The organism is Mesorhizobium sp. M0715 (assembly GCF_040320355.1).
Classification (GTDB): domain Bacteria; phylum Pseudomonadota; class Alphaproteobacteria; order Rhizobiales; family Rhizobiaceae; genus Mesorhizobium.
This window is the reverse complement of the sequence record NZ_JAMYPL010000001.1, coordinates 300044-317748: the sequence shown is the minus strand read 5'-3', so window position 1 is coordinate 317748 and position 17705 is coordinate 300044. Positions and strand designations below refer to the sequence as shown.

Sequence of the window (17705 nt, the reverse complement as noted above, 5' to 3'; positions counted from 1 at the left end):
AGGCGCCGCGTGAATCCGTTTCGGCGCGTCTTGGTCGCCGGCTCACGCGACATCGGCGGGTTCGCTCTCTGACTGTTCCCCCGACAGCATCCTCGACAACCGGCTGCCGGTTTTTTCCTTCAGCCGCTGATATTGGCCGACCTCGACGATACGGCCGTTTTCCATCGCCACCACCCAGTCGGCGAAGGCGATCATCGACGGCCGGTGCGCGATGGTCAGGATCGTCATCGTGCCGCGCAATCCGTCGATCGACCTGACGATCAGCGACTGGTTCTGCCAGTCGAGCGCGCTGGTCGCCTCGTCCAGGATGAGCAGCGACGGCTTGCGCAGCAGCGCGCGTGCGAGCGCGATGCGCTGGCGTTCGCCGCCCGAAAGCCGCACGCCGCGATCGCCGACCACCGTCTCGAGCCTGAGGTCGAGCCGTTCGACAAACTCGCCGGCGTGCGCCTGATGCAGCGCGGCCCACAGGTCGCCATCGCTGGCCCGTGGCGCGGCAAGGCGCAGGTTCGCCGCGATCGTGTCGTGCAGGAGGAACACGTCCTGCGGCACATAGGCCACCTGGTCGCGCCAGCGACGGCGATTGCTGGCATCGATCTCGACGCCGTCGACAAGCATCATGCCGGTGGTAGGCTCCAGCAGGCCAAGCAGCATATCGGCGATCGTGCTCTTGCCCGATCCGGACGGGCCGATCAGGGCGGTGACCTTGCCGGCCGGCAGGCCGAAGGTGATGCCGCTCACCACCATCTTGGCGCCAGCATCTCCGTAGGCGAAGGAGACACCGCGAATATTCAATCCCGTATTGAGGGAGAGTGTCCCGGCGTCGGCGAACTCGGTATGGCCTGGTTCGCGTTCGGCGTCGAAACGTGCCTGCAGGCTGCGCATTGCCGTAAAGGCGGGCAGGTTGATCAGCACTTGCTGGGCTTGCGTCTGCATGTCCATGAAGCGCGGCGCGATGCGCATGAAGACCAGGAGCAGGACGACGATCTCGGCCAGCGACAGGTTGAAGCGGACCAAAGCCACATAGATGAACAGGCTCAGGCCCACCACGCTCGCCACCTGGAATACCGCGGTGCCGATGGTGCTGTTGCGCACATAGTCGATGTTGTCGGCCTTCATCCTTTCAAGCGTCGACCGCAGCTGCGCGAAATAGCTGTCCTCGACATTCAGGCTCTTGGCCACCTTGATGCCGCCGAGAAATTCCGAGACCGTCCGGTACTGATCCTGGCGATTGGCGGTCAGCACACGGCCGAAGGCAGTGGCCCGTGCCCGGAAGGGCCGCAGCGCCACGAACATCAGCATGCCGATGACGACGGCAAATAGCGTCATGACCGGCGAGATGAACATGGAAACCAGGAGATAGCCAGCCAGAAGAACGGCGATCTGCACCAGCATCAGCAGTGAGAACGCCGCGCCCTGGACGCGGTCGATGTCGCCGGTCAGGGCATGATCGAGATCGGAACTGCGCATGTGGGTAAAAACGCCCCAGCGCGCCTTGCCGATGCTTTCGAACAGGTTCATGCGAACGCGGTTGACGAAATCGAACAGCAATTTGGCCATGTAGACCGACTTGAAGCGATTGAACGCCGCCTGCGCTGCAACAAGCCCGACCAGCGCGCAAAGCACGGTCGTCAGCTGCAGCGTGCCGTCAGGCACCAGCCAGCGCACGAAATCATTGTTGGGCAGCCGAACAGCGAAATCCTGGTCGGCGCGTCCGACCAGATGCAGCAGCGGGATGAGCAGCAGGATGGAGATGCCCTCGGTCAGGCTGCCGAGGATGAGGAAGAACAGCGCCGTCCATGTTCGCCGGCCGCCGATCCGGGCAATGGCGGCGCCGAATGCGGCAATTTCTCGAAACAGCGACAGGCGAAGGATTGGCTTCGACATGGTTGTGCTCACGGCCGCCGGCTGCCAGCCGACAGATCCTTTTCGATCAGCTCCACGGCTTCGCCGATCCTGTCCAGGCCCGTCGGGACTTCCAGCCGGTACACGCCGATATGGTTAGCAATCCATGAACATTGCTGAAGATGCGCCGCCGCGAAGTCGTCGGGCAGCGCCGCACGGCCGAAGCGCGTCACATAGGAGAATTTGATGATGGCCGGCAGGGCGGCAATGGCGGGCAAGGGCGTGATGTCAGCCCTTTCGCCGCGCTCGAGGACATAGATCCTGGTCGCCGGCACCTTGTCGCCTGAAAAGTCACCGTTCAGGCGATGCTGCATTTTGTCGATCGCCGGATGCACTTGCGGCCGCACTTCCGCTCCCCCGAGCGAGATCGCCGCAGCGGCGTCGGCCGCCAGCTTGATCTGCGGAAAGCCCGGAACGGTCATTGGCTCACTCGGATTGGCAAGGTCCAGCGCCACCACGTCATCGGTAAGCAGTCGATGCCCGGCCCGGATCATCGCGCTTGCCGTCGTCGACTTGCCGGCTCCCTTGTCACCCATGAAGATGGCGCTCGTGCCGGCTGCGGCGATGGCACTGGCATGCAGGACAAGCAGGCCGCGCCGGTGCAAGAGCAGCGCCATGACCGGACCGAGCAGCGGAAACGCGAGCAGCGCATCGTCGACGCCGGGTGCCGGTTCTATGTCGATGCGGCAGTCATCGCTGATCAGGAACGCACCGACAGCATGCCAAGCCAGATATTGCCGGTCCGGCTCGAAGCGAAAATCGGTCGCGGCTTCGGGCGCCGGCTTTGGCAGGTCGATCGCGCCGACAGCGATCACGAGATCCGCCGCCCCCGGCGGCGCCGGCTGCAGTTCGGGCAACATCACCTCCGACGCGATGGTCAGACCATAGGCGCGGTAGAAGCGGCGTTCTCGCATGGCCCGGCCATGTGAAAAGGCATCATCATTGTATAGAGCGAGCGGCTCGTTGCGCGGCATCACGTGGGGCTCCCGCCGTGCTGGAGTTGCCGCAGCCAGAGCGACAGCGAGGCCGAGCGCCAGACATACTGGACATCCAGGGGGGCTGCCTGATCGGGCTGGCGCAGCAGTCGCGCATAGGCAGCACTCACTTGCGGCAGATTGACATAAGGCGCGATGCGGTTCGCATCCGAGACCAGCAGCTGTTCCAGGAGGTCGCGATGGTTGCGCAGCATGCCGTTGACGAGATTGGCGGTGAAGTCGATCTTGTCGCGCCGCCACTGCACCGCCTCCGGCAATACGCCTTGCATGGCGCGACGCAGCACATAGCGACCAAAGCCGTGGCTCAGCTTCTCCTCGCCCGGCAATGCCAGGCAGAACTCGACCAGCGGCTTGTCCCAGAATGGGTATCGCGGCTCGACGCCGAAATTGGCGGCGGCCTTGTCGAGAACCTCGAAGGCATGCGGGACATAGCCGTTCGACAGGATCCAGCGATGGCTCAAGGCGTCGCTGGCCTGAACGCCGGGCGGCATATAGCCGGCCCGGTGAAACCGGTCGACAAGCTCGGTGCGCTTGGCAAGGTCCGGATTGATCAGGTCGCGCCAGCTTCGTGCGCGCTGCGCGTGCGCGGGCTTGCGGATCCTGTTCAGGGCACGGTTGGCCAGATGCCTCAGCTTGGCGATGCGCCAGGCCGGCCCGTAGAGGGTCAGGAACTGGAGATAAAGGCCAAGCGTGCTGTCGCCATAGGTATTGGAGGCGCTGCGGACCTCGCGCCACAGATCCATCCATCGGCCGCCATTCGCAAGCTCGTGCAGGTGACCATGGCCTTGGGAAACGACCTCGTCGCCGCCATGGCCGTCCAGCAGCACCTTGATGCCCTTGGCGCCGGCAGTCCGGTAGATACCGCGGGTGAGCGTCAGGCCCGGCGCCAGGAACGTTCCTTCCTGTTCTTCCAGCACGCGTTCGAATTCGGCGAATGGGGCATAGTTGCCGACCGGGATCAGCGTCGCGTCGACCTTCTGCTGGTCGAGAACGGCATCGATGAAGGGCCGCTCGTCCATCGGCGAGCCCCTCTCGAAAATCAGCGAGAAGGTCGGCAGCTTCGGCCTGCGCGCAGCGGCATTCTGCAGGCCGGCGACACAGGCGATAGATGAGGAATCGAGGCCGCCGCTCAGCATTGCGCCGACTGCCGAGGTCCCTCGCATGCGGCTGCGCACCGATTGCGAGAACAGATGGGCGAATTCCTCCGATGCATCCGACCGCAAGGGCCGCGCCGACGGCTCGATCTGCCAGTATCGACGCAACATCACCTGTTGCGCGGTAACGGTCAGGCTGTGGCGGGCCGGCAGGCTGAATATATCGCTGTAGGGGGTCGACTGCGGGTCGTCGGGAAGCCCGGCCAGGAAACCGGAGATCTGGCGCTCGCTGACACGCGCGCGGATACCTTCGACGCCCAGGATCGGCCCGATCTCGGACGCAAAGGCAAAACGCCGGTCCGCCGCGTGGTAGTAGAACGGCTTGACGCCAAAATGATCTCGCGCGCAAAACAGCGATTGCCGCTCGTCATCCCAGATGGCGAACGCGAAATCGCCTTGCAGATGCTCCGGACAGGCTTCGCCCCAACGCAGATAGGCCCGCATCAGCACGATCGCGTCGGCCACCGACTGGTCGCGGATACCGAGCCTGGCCAGCAACTCGTCACGGTTGTCCAGCCGGCAATCGGCGGTGATGGCGAGCCGGCCGCCAGCCATCGTCAAAGGGCCTGGACCGACCTCATCCGATGTGTTGAGCCAGGCGTGGCCAAGGGCGATGCTGGTGTCCAGCCACCATGAACCGCCGTCGGGACCGCGATGGCGCATGCGCGCCAGCATTTGCTGAATGTCTGCCGCCGCGACCGCCGGTGCGTGTGCTCCGCGCAGCAGGATTCCGGCGACGCCGCTCATCGGCTGCCGTGGTCGACGAGATGGGCGAAGCCGTCGATCGATCCGCCAAGCACGATATGGTTGTCGCTGACCAGCCAGGCATGTGCTTTCAACTGCTCGCCCGTACCACGTTCGATGCCGATGCGTATCGTCGATTCATTGCCTTGGCGGGCGAGAATATACTGGCCGGAGAGCGCCTGGGTCAGGCACGTAGCGTAAGGGACGGAACGGGCCGCGGCGGCAACACCCCAGGCGACACGCCGCAGTTCGCCCATCGAGGCGCACTGCCGCGCGTCGAGCCGCGTCACCAGGCTGCGTACACGATTGTAGGACAGCAGGGTCAGCCCCAGCCGAACTGTCGCCACCACAAGCAGGCAATGGCCAAGGAAGATCATTTCCGAGCCGCTCAGGGAGAAAATCCTGACCAGCCCGTGCCGGCTTCCGCCGCGCTTCGACTGCTTGAGGCCTGTTTCCCTCGCGGGTTCCTGCCGTAAAGCCGTGGCCCGCGAAACCAGGGCCCGCGAAACCAGGGCCCGCGAAACTATGGCCTGCCAAACCAGCGCCTTGTGCTGGGTCGGCTTAGACAAGTGCCTCATGATGCCGTCTCGCAAGCCCATTTTCGGCCAGGCCCTTCAGCAATGCGTCGACATCGGCCTGGCAGCGCACCGGGTCGACATTATAGCGCGCAAGCACGGCGCTGCGGATGTCCCCGATCGACCGGGGCTCCTGGATCAAGTCCCAGATGAAGGCGCCGACGCCATTCAGGCTGTAGTAGACATTGGATTTGAGATTGAGCAGCGCCAAGCCATCGCCGAACTCGCAAGCCACGGCATCCTTGGTCGCACTCACGCTATCGTGGTCGGCCAGATCATGGTTCATCCCCGCACCTCACTGACAAAACGCTTCGACATCTCCGGTTGGCGCAGGAGAAGTCGGGAGGCTGGCCCCCCGACCCCTCTTACGTCTGTTTTTGAATCCAGAGTCCAAAAATGTCACTCTGGAAACGGCTATAAGTCTCAGGAGAACGTCAGGTCGCCGATCGGCGTGTGCGCGGGGAACGATGCGTCGATCGCCGTGTTGCCGCCGCCACCCTGGGTGATGGTCTCAATCGAACCATGAACCGTCAGGCTTGGTGTCTCGTATTCATGCTTTTCAACATTCTGTTCCATTTTACTCTCCGATTTAGGACTGGAAACGGCCTGTCGAGTGCCGTCAGCACTTTTATGCTGCAATGCAATAGCTGCACGGCAGCATTTATGAGTCAAGACTGTTTTACCTTCCGTTAATCAATTACGTTGCTGGCGTCAGGACATGAGCGGCCATGCCTAAAACTTGTCACTTTTTAGCCGATTCCTTGGGCACGATGGCAGCGCCCGCGCTGATTCTTTAAGCACATGATTTTGCTTGCATAAGTCGTTTGCTTTGTGCCTATTTTTAGGCCTCGCTAATGGAAAGAATCTTCTGTTTGGAAAATTCGCCCGGGGATCGGCTAAAACCTGACAAGGATATTTCAGCCGCGGTTCTCACTTCTTTCCGACGCGATCTCGATAGGCGCTTCGGTTGCAAAAATTCGCACTGCAAAAGGAAAGGCTTTACGGCACCGAGGTTTTTGGTGATGTTTGCTTCGCACATGCAGCATAAGTGTTCGCGCAAACCGCTTTCTTTGGAGATTGTGCGCTAAATGGCCTTGCCTGACGGCTCATACGAACGATTGCGCGCCGCCGGCTCTGCCGACGAGGTGGCCTATGTGCAGGCCTGCCTGCGATTGTATTTCGCCGGGCTGCGCGCGGGCGCGGGCGACATTTCGATGCGTGATCTGGACGGTGCCAAAATTGCCGACATCGCCAGGCTGAACAAGGTCGCCACCTTTGTCCTCAAGGCCCTTTCGCGCGCACCCGCGCTTGAGAGGCCGCCTGAGCTTTTCCGATGGCTCGACACCTACCGCAGGAGAACGGTTTCGATGAACGCGTCCTGCATCATGGATTCCATGGCGGTCCATGATGTGCTGCGCGCCAGCGAGATCGATTTTGTTTTTCTGAAGGGTCCGTTCCAGCAGCAGCTTCTCTACGACGACCACTTCATGAAGCCGTCCGGCGATGTCGACATTCTGGTTTCGCCGCTCGGATTTGTCAGGGCGCGTGATGCCCTTCGCAAGATCGGTTATGAGGTATCAGGCAAGTCGAACTCCGTCTGGTGGCTCCGCTTCCTCGGCGAACAGCACATGACCCGGGACGACGGGCCGAGGTCGTCCACGGTAGATCTCCACTACCGCCTCCAGCAGCCCGGCTCGCCAAGCCCGCGCGACGCGGACGGGTTCCTGCGGCGCAAACGACAGGTCGAAATCGCCGGCGCGACGGTGCCGTTCACCTCGGTTGCCGATACTTTGCTTTTGTCCTGCATCAGCGTTGCCAAGGCACTTTTCAACCGGGAACCCTGCGCGGGTTACGTCTGTGATATCGGCGCCAGCGCCGGCCGGCTCGACGAGGCGGATCAGCAGCGTTTGCTCGATGCCGCAACCGTGCAAGGTTTGGACGACACGCTGCTGCTTGGCCTGCGCGCCGCCGATGTGCTACTCGGCGGTGCTGGCACGCTGCTGTCGCAGCGCGCGACCAGGATCCTGTCGCGCATCGGCAATGAGGATCTGCTCAGCATGGTCATCGCGCCGTGGCTGCCGTCGCTCCGGTGGCCACAGCGGCGAACGGTGCTGTGGGAACTGTGCGGCCGCGCGCCGGTCCGCTATCTGGCCGAAGCCGGCTGGGCGGCGTCCGCCGATATCAGCCGCCGTATCTTCGAGCGGCCGGGGAGTCGCTGAATGAAGGCAAATCGGGTGCTGATGGCAATTCTGTAGGGCATCGAAGGAGTACGGGGCGAGGGCAAATCGATATTACCTGTACGAGAGGCAAATCCATGTCGATGACGAAATCCGAGGTCTGCGTGATCATCGCGGCAAAAAACGCCGCAGCGACAATCGCCGTCGCCATCGCATCCGCGTTGCGCGAACCGGAAGTGGCGGAGGTCGTCGTTGTCGATGATGCCTCCACCGACCACACCGCCGATGTCGCACGATCCGCCGATGATGGCAGCGGGCGGCTCTCCGTGATGCGCCTCGATGTCAATCGCGGCCCCTCCTTTGCCCGCAACGCAGCCATCGCCGGCTCGAAATCGCCGTTCATCAGCATTCTTGATGCCGACGATTTCTTCCTCGAAGGCCGGTTTCGCAACCTGTTTGCCGGCGCCGATTGGGATTTCGCAGCCGACAACATCATGCTGATCAGGGATGATGCGACGGGCGACGCGACGAAAATCGTCGCGCCGCAATTTGCCGCCGATCCGGAATTCCTCGATTTCGAGCGCTTCGTCGAAGGCAACATCTCCAGGCGCCGCGTGCAGAGGGGCGAACTGGGCTTTTTGAAGCCGGTGATCAGCCGTGCCTTCCTCGACCGCCACGGGTTGAGCTACGACGAGAGCCTGCGGCTGGGCGAGGACTATGAACTCTACGCCCGCGCGGTCGCATGCGGGGCACGGTTCAAGGTCATTCGCTCCTGCGGCTACGGCGCCGTCGTCCGCGCCGATTCTCTGAGCGGCCGCCACAAGACCCAGGACCTGAAGCGTTTGGCCGATGCGGATCTGGCGCTGCTGGCGATAGACAGTCTGCCAGAAGGCTCGAAGGCGGTGCTAAGGCGGCATGAACGGCACGTGCGCGACAAATATCGGCTGCGCAATTTCCTTGACGTCAAGGCTGAGCGGGGGCTGGCATCGGCTGCGGCTTACGCTTTCGCCAGCCTGTCCAACCTCGTCCCCATCGTCCAGGGCGTGGCTTCCGACAAGCTCGAGGCGCTGTTTCGTCGCGTCGGCCTTATGTCCAGCCAAAAACATGTCCCGCCGCGGCGTTTTCTGATGGCCGGAACCAGCATGGGCAAGGAACGCTGAGAGCGGACCCCGGTGCTTGCAATTTGTCCTCGCGGCACGTCATCACGGAAACCATTTCGGCCGGATTTATGAGTTTACGAATTGGGTGGTTGCCTCGCGGCTCCGACGATGGCAGTCTATGTTGCGGTGCAGCATAGTGGACGACCAGCCGAACTGGCCCCCGATCGGATTGGTCTGATGTCTCTCCGGAGCAGGACAACGCAACACGAGTTTTTGAGCCCCGGCTGCGGGGATCGGCCAGAAGCCCGGCCCACAAGCCGGCGATGACAGGAACTGAGTCCATGGCCTCGATATTCGGTTTCAGATCAAGGGATCCGGCCCGCGACCGGCAGGCCGATGTTTCACGTCTTGATCGTCTGGCAAAGCTGTTCGAGCAGATTGCGGCCGAGATCGAGGCCGAGAGAACCGGGCTTGAGAATCGCTACCGGACAACGTCGACCAACGCCGCCTTCCTGGTCGAAGCCATGGAAAACGGCTCAGCTTCCGACAAGCGGTCTTCGGAAGTCAGCGCACTGACACAGTCGATCCTGAATTGCGAACGCCGCATCGCGGCGCTGTCGCGCCAGGACGGCATGATGAAAGAGCTCCGTCATTCGCTGGATATGGTCTTCGACGAGAATGCCGATTCGGCCACCTCGGCGGAATTCGCCTGGCCGGCAGGCGCAGGCAGAGGTTGAACGTGAAGGCTCGGAACTGTTGCAACAGATTTGATGCAGGGCGGGAAGCAATCGAGAGGGTCACAAGGGAGGTCAAGGTTGGCCCGTTCAGGAGCGGTTCGAACGTCGACTTTGGGTTGGGGACACACAGCGCAAAGGTGAGTTTGGTATGAATTCGAATCCGAAACCTACGACAGCAATTGACGCACCGTCTCTCTCATATCGGGCCGGGCAAGCCGCCCGGCGGCGGCTGGGGTCGCTCGGTGCCTTGCTGCTGGCTGCTCTCGCTGGTTTCCTGGCAACCCCTTCCTACGCCCAGGACATTCCGACATCGCCGTCCTTCGTCGATGATTTCAAAAGCTTCGATCGTGCGCGCTGGTATGTTTCCGACGGCTGGAACAACGGCAGCCATCAGAATTGCACCTGGTCGAAAGGCATGGTCGAACTGTCGAATAATGTGCTGTCGCTCGGCTTCGAAAAGCAGACGCTGAAGGATCGCGACTACGTCTGCGGCGAGATCCAGACCAAGCAGCGCTTCGGCTACGGCACCTATGAGGCACGGCTGAAGACCGATACCGGCTCCGGCCTCAACGCGGCGTTCTTCACCTATATCGGTCCCAGCGACAAGCAGCCCTGGGACGAGATCGACTTCGAGGTCCTGACCAAGGACACCTCCAAGGTGCAGGTCAATGCCTATATCGCGGGCAAGGGCAAGAACGAGAAGCTCGTCGACGTGCCGGGCGGCACGGAGAACGCCTTCAACGACTACGCCTTCGTCTGGCAGAAGGACAGCTTGCGATGGTACGTCAACGGCCAGCTGGTAAACACGATTACCGACCCGGCGAAGCTGCCCAGCCATGCACAGAAGATATTCTTCAGCTTTTGGGGCAGCGATACGATGAAGGGTTGGATGGGAGCGTTCGCGGATCCGGGCCGCAAGCTTTCCCTGCAGATCGAGCGGGTTGCCTTCACGGCGCTCGGCGAACCCTGTCAATTTCCGGAATCGCTGGCATGCAGTGTAAAGTAGTTGGGAAAGTCGATTTGAACCGGCGGGACCGAAAACGGTCCGCTGCCTTGCATGGGAATGAAACCGAATGAATTTGACGGTGTTTGGAATTGGCTATGTCGGCCTCGTGCAGGCTGCGGTCCTTGCCGAAGTCGGGCACCAGGTCGTGTGCGTCGACATCGACGCCGCCAAGGTCGAGCGGCTCAACCAGGGCCTGGTTCCCATTTTCGAACCCGGTTTGGAAAACCTCGTTAAGGAAAACCATGCTGCCGGCCGCATCAAGTTCACCACCGATGCCGCCGCCGCGGTCAGGCATGGCGAGATCCAGATGATCGCGGTCGGCACGCCGCCGGGCGAGGACGGCTCGGCCGACCTCAAATATGTGCTGGCCGTCGCCGAGACCATCGGCCGCGAAATGGACAAACCCAAGATCGTCGTCGGCAAGTCTACGGTGCCGGTCGGCACCTGCGAAAAGGTGAAAGCTAGGATCGCCGACACGTTGAAGAAAAGAGGCCGCGAGGACCTGGCTTTCGATGTCGCTTCGAATCCCGAGTTCCTCAAGGAGGGGTCCGCGGTCGCCGACTGCATGAAGCCGGACCGCATCATCGTCGGCACCGACAGCGAGGACACCGAGGCTGTGATGCGCGAACTCTACGCGCCGTTCAACCGCAACCACGAGAAGATGATCGTGATGGACGTGCGCAGCGCCGAATTCACCAAATATGCCGCCAACTGCATGCTGGCGACCAAGATCAGCTTCATGAACGAGATGGCCAATTTGGCCGAACAGCTCGGCGCCGACATCGAGGAGGTCCGCAAGGGCATCGGCAGCGATCCCCGCATCGGCTACCATTTCATCTATCCGGGTCTGGGTTATGGCGGCTCGTGCTTCCCCAAGGACGTGCGGGCGCTGATCAAGACCGCCGAAGGCGTCAAGTTCGACGCCAAGCTGCTGCGCGCCGTCGAGGAGCGCAACAACGCACAGAAATCGGTTCTCTTCGACAAGGTGGACCGCTATTTCAAGGGCAACCTCAAAGGCAAGACCTTTGCGCTCTGGGGCCTGGCCTTCAAGCCCAACACCGACGACATGCGTGAGGCGCCGGCGCGCGTCCTGATGGAAGCGCTCTGGAAGGCCGGCGCCAATGTGCAGGCCTATGATCCCGAGGCGATGCAGGAATGCCAGTCCATCTACGGGCTGCGCGACGACCTGCTTCTGTGCGGCACCAAGGAGGCGGCGCTGCGCGGCGCCGATGCGCTGCTGATCGCCACGGAATGGAAGAGCTTCCGTGCGCCCTCCTTCGATGCGGTAAAGGATGCGCTGATTACGCCGGTCATCTTCGACGGCCGCAACCTCTATGACCCCAAGGTCATCGCCCGCCACGGCATCGAATATCACTCGATCGGCAGAATGGCGGCATGAGACCAGGTCCTGGCAGACGGATGCAAGACCGGTCCGCACATGGCCTGCGGGCGCTGGGACTGAGCGCGTATTTCTGTGTGGAGTTGTAGCCGATGGTGCTGGACGTAAAGCCGGGGCAAATCACCAAGGACCATTTCGATCTCGTTGCGATCGGCTCCGGCTTCGGTTCGGCCTTCTTCCTGCATGAGTTCGCCAAGCGCCGAAAGGCGCGCATTCTGGTGCTGGAGTGGGGACGCCACAACACCCATGAATGGCAGCTCGAGCAGAACGTCAACACCGACATCGAAGACGAGACGACCTACAAGACCAATTCCAACAAGCCGTGGAACTACACGATCGGACTGGGTGGCGGGACGAACTGCTGGTTCGCGCAGACGCCAAGATTTCATCCCAATGATTTCCGGCTGAAAAGCACCTACGGCATCGGCAATGACTGGCCGATCAGCTATGACGACGTCGAGCCGTTCTATTGCGACGCGGAAGACATCATGTCGATCTCCGGCGATCCCGACATGGCGGCGATGCTGCCCCGCTCGAAGCCGTTTCCGCAACCGCCGCATCGCATGTCGACACCGGACAGGATGATGAAGGCGGCGCAGCCCGGCCAGCACTTCGTCATGCCAACCGCGCGGGCGCGGCTGCCGACATCGCAACGCACCTCGTGCTGTGCCAATCTGCGTTGCTGGCTGTGTCCGGTCGACGCCAAATTCACCGTCAACAACGGCTTGATGCACGTCTTCGAGCATCCCGACGTTTCGGTCTGCCTCGGTGCGGAAGTGCGCCGGCTCGATCACGTCGGCGGCGCTGTCCGTTCGGTCACGTTCAGCCATGACGGCAAGGAATACCAGGTCAGCGGCGATCTCTTCATTCTCGGCGCCAATGCCATCCAGAGCGCGGCGATCATGCTGCGATCCGGCCTGGGCGGCGAATTTGTCGGCAGCGGCCTGCACGAATCCTACGGCTGGAATTTCGAGGTCTATCTCGACGGCGTCGACAATTTCGACGGCAGCACCATCACAACAGGCCTGAATTTCGGCCTCTATGATGGTCCTCACCGATCGGAGCATGCGGCGGCACTGGTCTATTTCGAGAACCGCTGGCAGCACGGACTGCGTGCCGAAAAAGGGCGGCTACGCCAGGCGCTGCCGCTTGTCGTGGTCACCGAGGACTTGCTCGATCCCGAGAACTTCGTCACGCTGGACGAGGATGAGAATGCCTTCGTCAGCTTCAAGGCGCCATCGGACTATGCGGTGAAGGGCATGGCGCGCGCTCTGGAGAAATTGCCTGGCCTTCTGGCGCCGCTGCCGGTCGAAAAGCTCTTCGATCGCGGCATCCGGCCGACCGAATCGCACGTCCAGGGCACGCTGAGGATGGGTACGGGCCCAGCCGATTCGGTCATCGACAGCGGCATGATCCACCACCAGCTCAGAAATCTGGTCGTCGTCGGCACCAGCACCTATCCGAGCTGCTCCTGCGCCAACCCGAGCCTGACCGCGGCAGCGCTGTCCTTGCGGGCGGCGAGCCGGATCGCGTGAAAGGAGGTATCGCATGATCGAGATTTCCAGACGCTCGGCCCTGGCCGTCATGGCTGGCGGAGTGGTTTCGACAGGGGTCGCCTACGCCGCCGTTTCCTCGTTCTCGGACGAGGATCTGGTGCGCGTCACGCTGGAAAAATACCTTGGCAAGTTGAACATCCGCATAGAGCATCTGCAGCAGTTCGTGCTGGCGTTCCGCGACAGGAATCCATGGAACTTTCCGAGCGAAAAACTGAGTGACGCCGTCACCTTGGTGGAGGAGCTCAAACTGGGGGCCGCGCGCCGCTTGCTGCCCCAGCGGAAGCGGGAAGATCTGCTGCATTTCGACCGCTGGGTCGTCGCCGAATTCCATATGCTGACGGACTACGCCTGGCGCAGTTCGCCCAACGACCCGATCCGATTTACCGGCTGGCAATCCTGTACCAATCCCTTCGCCAATCTGGAGCCGCCGAAACTTGCCTGACGTCGAAAAGAGAGGCGGCGGACTTTGCCTGTTGTCTCCGAGCAAGGAATACGAGATGCGACAAGGAGCCCGATCATGAAAGTTCTCTTTGCAGGCGGCAACGGCTACCCGCCCGAGTTCAGTGGCGGCGTTCAGTCGAGCACGCATCATCTGGCCGAACAGCTGATCGAGCACGGTCATGAAGCCGCTGTGCTCGCCGCCCTGTTCGGTGACGGTGTCTTCGGCTTCAAGGCGCGCGCCAAGATGAAGCTGTTGCGGCAGCCGGCGGTTGTCGACAGCTATCCCGGCTATCCGGTGGTGCGGGCCTGGTTTCCCTGGGAAGCGGCGGGCTATGCCGTCGACAGGCTGAAACCCGATGTCGCCGTGGTCCAGTGTCACAAATCGGTTCCGATCGGCAAGGCGCTGCAGGCGGAGGGCGTGCCTCTGGTCGTTTATCTCCGCAATGTCGAGTTCCATGAATTGGGCGGCGATCTGCGCGAATTGCATTCAGCGCTTTACATCGCCAATTCGGACTTCACCGCACGTACCTACAGACAGGAGTTCGGCATCGAGGCGGTGGTAATCCCGCCCACCATCAACCCGGCGCACTACTCGACGCCAACGACGGGCCAGTTCGTCACGCTGATCAACCCTTATGAGGAAAAGGGGTTTGAACTCGCGGTGCGGATCGCCGGCGCCTGCCGCGAAATCCCCTTCCTGTTCGTCGAAAGCTGGAAGCTCGACGACGATCACCGGGCGCGGATCGAACAGACGATCGCTCCCTTGGGCAATGTCGTCCTGGAGAGCCGCACCAGCGACATGAAGACGGTCTATGGCCGCACGAAGATCCTGCTTGCTCCCAGCAAGTGGGAAGAGGCGTGGGGCCGCGTCGCTTCGGAGGCCCATTGCAGCGGAATCCCGGTTGTCGGCTCGCGGCGCGGCGGTCTGCCCGAGGCTGTCGGCTCCGGTGGCGTGGTGCTGGATTACGATGCTCCGCTGGCCGATTGGGTCGCGGCCGTCAGGCGGCTGTGGAACGACAACCAGGAATATGACCGGCTTTCAAGCCTCGCCCGCAGCTTCGCCGGGCGCCCGGAACTCGATCCCGATCGCCAGTTCATCACCTTCTTCTCGATACTGGACAGGGCGATGCAGCAACGCGCGCGACAGGCGGCCTAGAGGAGTTCGCCGTGTCACGGAAACGGCGAACTCCTCTAACTCTTTGTTTTGATCAATTCCCAAGGGAAAGCGCTATGCGCTTTTCCCGGGAAAACCGTTCACACTTTTCCTGGAATTGCCCTAACGGCGCCGCCTGAGCAGGTCAGGCCGGGCGTTTGACCCGGCTTTTCAGCGTCTCGTAGCCGCGGGCGCCAAGCAGGGCGCGGGCAATGGTCTTGGCAGCGCTCTTGCGGCCCTCTTGCGACTTGATCTGCCGCAGCCTTGCCGGCAGGTTCCTGGCCGCCTGACCAAGTGCCGGCAGCGACAGCGTGTTGGGAAAGCTGACCATATGCGTTTCGACGCACAGCACCGGCTTGCCTGACAGTTCGGTGATCCTCAGCGCCTGTTCGTGCTCGCTCTCGATGAACAGGATGGCATCGGACTTGCGGTAGAAGTCGGCCTTGAAACTGCCATGCGCGCCGAGCCGTTGCCGTTCCGCCTTGCTCGGCAGATCGAGCATGATCAACTGGTCGTATTTGATCTCATGCTTGGCGAGCCATGCCTCGGTGAGCGCGCGGTATTTCTCCAGCCGGCTGGTGACCAGCCAGCCGATCCTGTGGGTCGCGACATGGAGCGGCCGCGCTTCGCTGAGGAATTTCTCATAGGCCGGGCCGTCGTCGTTTTCCGCCTCTGTCGGATCGAGGCACAGCACGCCGTCAATATCGACGCAGCATTGCGCCAGGAATTTATGATGCATGAAGTTCCACTGGAACATGCGCGGATGCGGCACGACTTCGAAGACGAGGTCGGTTTCCTGGTGCTGGGGCTCAAGGCCGAACACGGCGGCAAAGGTGAACTCCGCCTCGATGCCCGAAGCCTGGATGCGGGCGCGTGCGTCGCGCATGGCGTTGCCGCCGGCGACGCTGTCGTCGATCACCAGCACCTTGCGCATCTCGGAAACCTTGCGGTCGAGAGCGGCACGGCGCTTGGTGACGCCAGACGTATAGATCCGCCCTTCCAGGAAGCTGTCGAGATCGGTCATCGGGATGTTCGCGGCAAGGCTGACCAGCGTCGCTGCCAAAACGCCGCTTCTCGGCACACCGACCACGAGGTCGATATCGCGCGGCAGCCGGTGCAGGCCCCTGACGATGGCGTCGTTCATATCGGAGATCGATCGGTAGTGCATGGTTCAGACCTGGTCCTGGAGGAGATGTCCGTAGCAGTCGAAGACGCCCAAATTATTGCGCTTCGCGCGCCGCCGCCGCAGGCAGCCTTGCCGGCAGCATCTTGAGGGCCTCGCGCAAGGCTTCGCGGCCGGAGGCGAATGCCAGTGCGATGACGATGGTGATGAGGTAGGAGAGCACGGCGCCGCTGGCCAGGGCGACGACATGCTGCTGGGGCAGCAGGGGCTTGATGAACCAGATCACGGCCAGCGCCAGATGGGCGCCAAGCACGAACGGCGTTGCCGCGCGAAGCACATGGTGCGCCTGCAGCGGCCCGCTCCTGCCGACATAAAGCCACAGGAACGGCGTCCGCAGATATTCGCTGATCGCATAGGCGATCGCCACGCCCAGCGCGCCATAGGGCAGGCCGAGCATGAAAGCCAGCACCGACGTCACGGCCGTTATGATGCCCCAGCGCATGAAATCGCCGGAGCGGCCCTGGCTGACGAAAAGCCACCCGGCCGGATTGTTGAGCGGCTGCAGCAGCCCGGCAAAGCCGAGCGCCAGGAAAATCGAGGCGCTTGCGCGCCATTGCTCGCCGAGCACGAAGGGGATCAGCACATCCGACATCGCGGTGGCGAAGGCGACGCCGGGAAGCGCCACCAGAAGGATCAGCGGCATGACGCGCAGATAGGCGCTGCGGTAGCGATCCGGCTCGTCCTTAAGCCTGGAAAGCGCCGGAACCATCACCTTCGACAGCGGGTTGGTGATCTGGCTCAACGGAAACAGAAGCAGCTTGTAGGCGCGGTCATAGAGGCCGAGTTGCGCCTCGCCCCAATATTTGCCGATCAGCACATTGTCGAGGTTGCGGGCAAAGAAATTGGCGAAGTTGAAGCCGGTGATGCCGGCGCCGAAATTGATCAGCTCGCCGATGCCGGCGACCTTGCGCGGCAGGCCCGGACGCCAGCGCGAGCTCGCCCAATAGCAGAGCGTCGGCAACACGGCACCGGTCAGCGTACCGGCAAACAGGGCCCAATAGGAGCGATCGATAAAGGTCCAGGCGATCGACACCGCAAGCCCGGCAATGGCGCTGGCGACGTCGATGACGGCCAGCCGGCCGAACTGCATGCGGCGTGTTAAGAGCGCCAGATGCTGGGCGCCCAGCCCATAGGCCATGATCTGCAGCCCGAACGCAGCCACCAGGCCCGTCACGCGCGGCTCGCCGTAGAAGGCAGCAACCAGCGGCGCCGCACCCGCAAGCACGCAAGCCAGGATAGCGCTGACGGCGACATTGATCCAGAAGAGGTAGTTCACCTCCTCATGCCGGATGCCTGATTTCTGGATCGTCGCCTGGGTCAGGCCGAAATCCTGGAACAGGGCGATAAAGGCAAGCACCGGCGCGCACATCGCCACGACACCGAAATCCTGTGGCGACAATAACCGCGACAGCACGATGACGGACAGGATCTGTGTCGCGACCCGCACCGATTGCGCCATGGCCGTGACAACCGCGCCGCGCCCAACCGATTTGCGCAAGGAGCCTTCTGGCGGATCGAATGCATTGGCTTCCAAATTCAGGATTCCTGATTTTTTACGTGGATTTCCGAGCCCGAAATCCACG

At 62.2% G+C, this 17705-nt stretch carries 16 protein-coding genes; 8 read left to right on the top strand and 8 right to left on the bottom strand.

What is annotated here, in order from left to right; all coding sequences use genetic code 11:
• Positions 1 to 42: 42 nt before the first annotated feature.
• The 6 genes from NKI21_RS01460 to NKI21_RS01435 form a co-directional block, all read right to left on the bottom strand.
• A complete protein-coding gene (locus NKI21_RS01460) occupies positions 43 to 1884 on the bottom strand; it encodes an ABC transporter ATP-binding protein (protein ID WP_352439763.1) in 1842 nt (613 codons plus the stop codon).
• Positions 1885 to 1892: 8 nt separating this feature from the next.
• Entirely contained in the window at positions 1893 to 2879 is a 987-nt protein-coding gene (locus tag NKI21_RS01455; protein ID WP_352439762.1) for a phosphoenolpyruvate carboxykinase (ATP), read from the bottom strand.
• Complete coding sequence (locus NKI21_RS01450; RefSeq protein WP_352439761.1) at positions 2876 to 4798, bottom strand: lasso peptide isopeptide bond-forming cyclase; 1923 nt, start codon at positions 4796 to 4798, stop codon at positions 2876 to 2878. The genes NKI21_RS01455 and NKI21_RS01450 overlap by 4 nt, the downstream gene beginning before the upstream one ends.
• Complete coding sequence (locus NKI21_RS01445) at positions 4795 to 5373, bottom strand: lasso peptide biosynthesis B2 protein (protein ID WP_352864204.1); 579 nt, start codon at positions 5371 to 5373, stop codon at positions 4795 to 4797. Before NKI21_RS01445 ends, NKI21_RS01450 begins: the two co-directional genes overlap by 4 nt.
• Positions 5357 to 5656 (bottom strand): PqqD family protein, encoded by a 300-nt coding sequence (locus tag NKI21_RS01440; RefSeq protein WP_352439759.1) that lies wholly within the window; start codon positions 5654 to 5656, stop codon positions 5357 to 5359. The genes NKI21_RS01445 and NKI21_RS01440 overlap by 17 nt, the downstream gene beginning before the upstream one ends.
• Positions 5657 to 5793: 137 nt before the next feature.
• Positions 5794 to 5946 (bottom strand): lasso peptide, encoded by a 153-nt coding sequence (locus NKI21_RS01435; RefSeq protein ID WP_013891488.1) that lies wholly within the window; start codon positions 5944 to 5946, stop codon positions 5794 to 5796.
• 512 nt (positions 5947 to 6458) lie between these two features.
• On the opposite strand from NKI21_RS01435, the gene NKI21_RS01430 reads away from it, so the two are divergent.
• From NKI21_RS01430 to NKI21_RS01395, 8 genes are all read left to right on the top strand, one after another.
• The gene (locus NKI21_RS01430) at positions 6459 to 7589 is read left to right on the top strand and encodes a nucleotidyltransferase family protein (protein ID WP_352439758.1); all 1131 of its coding nucleotides are present in this window, start codon (positions 6459 to 6461) and stop codon (positions 7587 to 7589) included.
• A gap of 95 nt (positions 7590 to 7684) precedes the next feature.
• Entirely contained in the window at positions 7685 to 8707 is a 1023-nt protein-coding gene (locus NKI21_RS01425; protein WP_023811589.1) for a glycosyltransferase family 2 protein, read from the top strand.
• A 281-nt stretch (positions 8708 to 8988) separates the two neighbouring features.
• Positions 8989 to 9384, top strand: coding sequence for a single stranded DNA-binding domain-containing protein (locus tag NKI21_RS01420; RefSeq protein ID WP_023811590.1), 396 nt, complete (start codon positions 8989 to 8991; stop codon positions 9382 to 9384).
• A 148-nt stretch (positions 9385 to 9532) separates the two neighbouring features.
• Positions 9533 to 10390 carry an endo-1,3-1,4-beta-glycanase ExoK gene (exoK, locus tag NKI21_RS01415; RefSeq protein ID WP_352439757.1) on the top strand — a complete coding sequence of 286 codons (858 nt, stop codon included), beginning with the start codon at positions 9533 to 9535 and terminating at the stop codon, positions 10388 to 10390.
• Between the two features lie 67 nt (positions 10391 to 10457).
• Positions 10458 to 11789 carry a UDP-glucose dehydrogenase family protein gene (locus NKI21_RS01410; protein ID WP_352439756.1) on the top strand — a complete coding sequence of 444 codons (1332 nt, stop codon included), beginning with the start codon at positions 10458 to 10460 and terminating at the stop codon, positions 11787 to 11789.
• A 92-nt stretch (positions 11790 to 11881) separates the two neighbouring features.
• Positions 11882 to 13324, top strand: coding sequence for a GMC oxidoreductase (locus NKI21_RS01405; RefSeq protein ID WP_352439755.1), 1443 nt, complete (start codon positions 11882 to 11884; stop codon positions 13322 to 13324).
• A 13-nt stretch (positions 13325 to 13337) separates the two neighbouring features.
• Positions 13338 to 13787, top strand: a complete 450-nt coding sequence (locus tag NKI21_RS01400) for a hypothetical protein (protein WP_023811594.1) — start codon at positions 13338 to 13340, stop codon at positions 13785 to 13787.
• Between the two features lie 75 nt (positions 13788 to 13862).
• Positions 13863 to 14942, top strand: a complete 1080-nt coding sequence (locus tag NKI21_RS01395) for a glycosyltransferase (protein ID WP_023811595.1) — start codon at positions 13863 to 13865, stop codon at positions 14940 to 14942.
• Positions 14943 to 15084: 142 nt separating this feature from the next.
• Here the strand turns inward: NKI21_RS01395 and NKI21_RS01390 are convergent, their stop codons facing one another.
• Both NKI21_RS01390 and NKI21_RS01385 read right to left on the bottom strand, forming a co-directional pair.
• The gene (locus NKI21_RS01390) at positions 15085 to 16107 is read right to left on the bottom strand and encodes a phosphoribosyltransferase (protein ID WP_352439754.1); all 1023 of its coding nucleotides are present in this window, start codon (positions 16105 to 16107) and stop codon (positions 15085 to 15087) included.
• 52 nt (positions 16108 to 16159) lie between these two features.
• Positions 16160 to 17656, bottom strand: a complete 1497-nt coding sequence (locus NKI21_RS01385) for a lipopolysaccharide biosynthesis protein (RefSeq protein WP_023811597.1) — start codon at positions 17654 to 17656, stop codon at positions 16160 to 16162.
• Positions 17657 to 17705: the final 49 nt, after the last annotated feature.

Bases quoted from the DNA above. Each gene is read 5' to 3' on its own strand.
- NKI21_RS01400 (WP_023811594.1), top strand. From the start codon at position 13,338: ATGATCGAGATTTCCAGACGCTCGGCCCTGGCCGTCATGGCTGGCGGA.
- NKI21_RS01430 (WP_352439758.1), top strand. From the start codon at position 6,459: ATGGCCTTGCCTGACGGCTCATACGAACGATTGCGCGCCGCCGGCTCT.
- NKI21_RS01445 (WP_352864204.1), bottom strand. From the start codon at position 5,373: ATGAGGCACTTGTCTAAGCCGACCCAGCACAAGGCGCTGGTTTGGCAG.
- NKI21_RS01390 (WP_352439754.1), bottom strand. From the start codon at position 16,107: ATGCACTACCGATCGATCTCCGATATGAACGACGCCATCGTCAGGGGC.
- NKI21_RS01420 (WP_023811590.1), top strand. From the start codon at position 8,989: ATGGCCTCGATATTCGGTTTCAGATCAAGGGATCCGGCCCGCGACCGG.
- NKI21_RS01425 (WP_023811589.1), top strand. From the start codon at position 7,685: ATGTCGATGACGAAATCCGAGGTCTGCGTGATCATCGCGGCAAAAAAC.
- NKI21_RS01405 (WP_352439755.1), top strand. From the start codon at position 11,882: ATGGTGCTGGACGTAAAGCCGGGGCAAATCACCAAGGACCATTTCGAT.
- NKI21_RS01435 (WP_013891488.1), bottom strand. From the start codon at position 5,946: ATGGAACAGAATGTTGAAAAGCATGAATACGAGACACCAAGCCTGACG.
- exoK (WP_352439757.1), top strand. From the start codon at position 9,533: ATGAATTCGAATCCGAAACCTACGACAGCAATTGACGCACCGTCTCTC.
- NKI21_RS01410 (WP_352439756.1), top strand. From the start codon at position 10,458: ATGAATTTGACGGTGTTTGGAATTGGCTATGTCGGCCTCGTGCAGGCT.
- NKI21_RS01440 (WP_352439759.1), bottom strand. From the start codon at position 5,656: ATGAACCATGATCTGGCCGACCACGATAGCGTGAGTGCGACCAAGGAT.
- NKI21_RS01395 (WP_023811595.1), top strand. From the start codon at position 13,863: ATGAAAGTTCTCTTTGCAGGCGGCAACGGCTACCCGCCCGAGTTCAGT.
- NKI21_RS01450 (WP_352439761.1), bottom strand. From the start codon at position 4,798: ATGAGCGGCGTCGCCGGAATCCTGCTGCGCGGAGCACACGCACCGGCG.
- NKI21_RS01460 (WP_352439763.1), bottom strand. From the start codon at position 1,884: ATGTCGAAGCCAATCCTTCGCCTGTCGCTGTTTCGAGAAATTGCCGCA.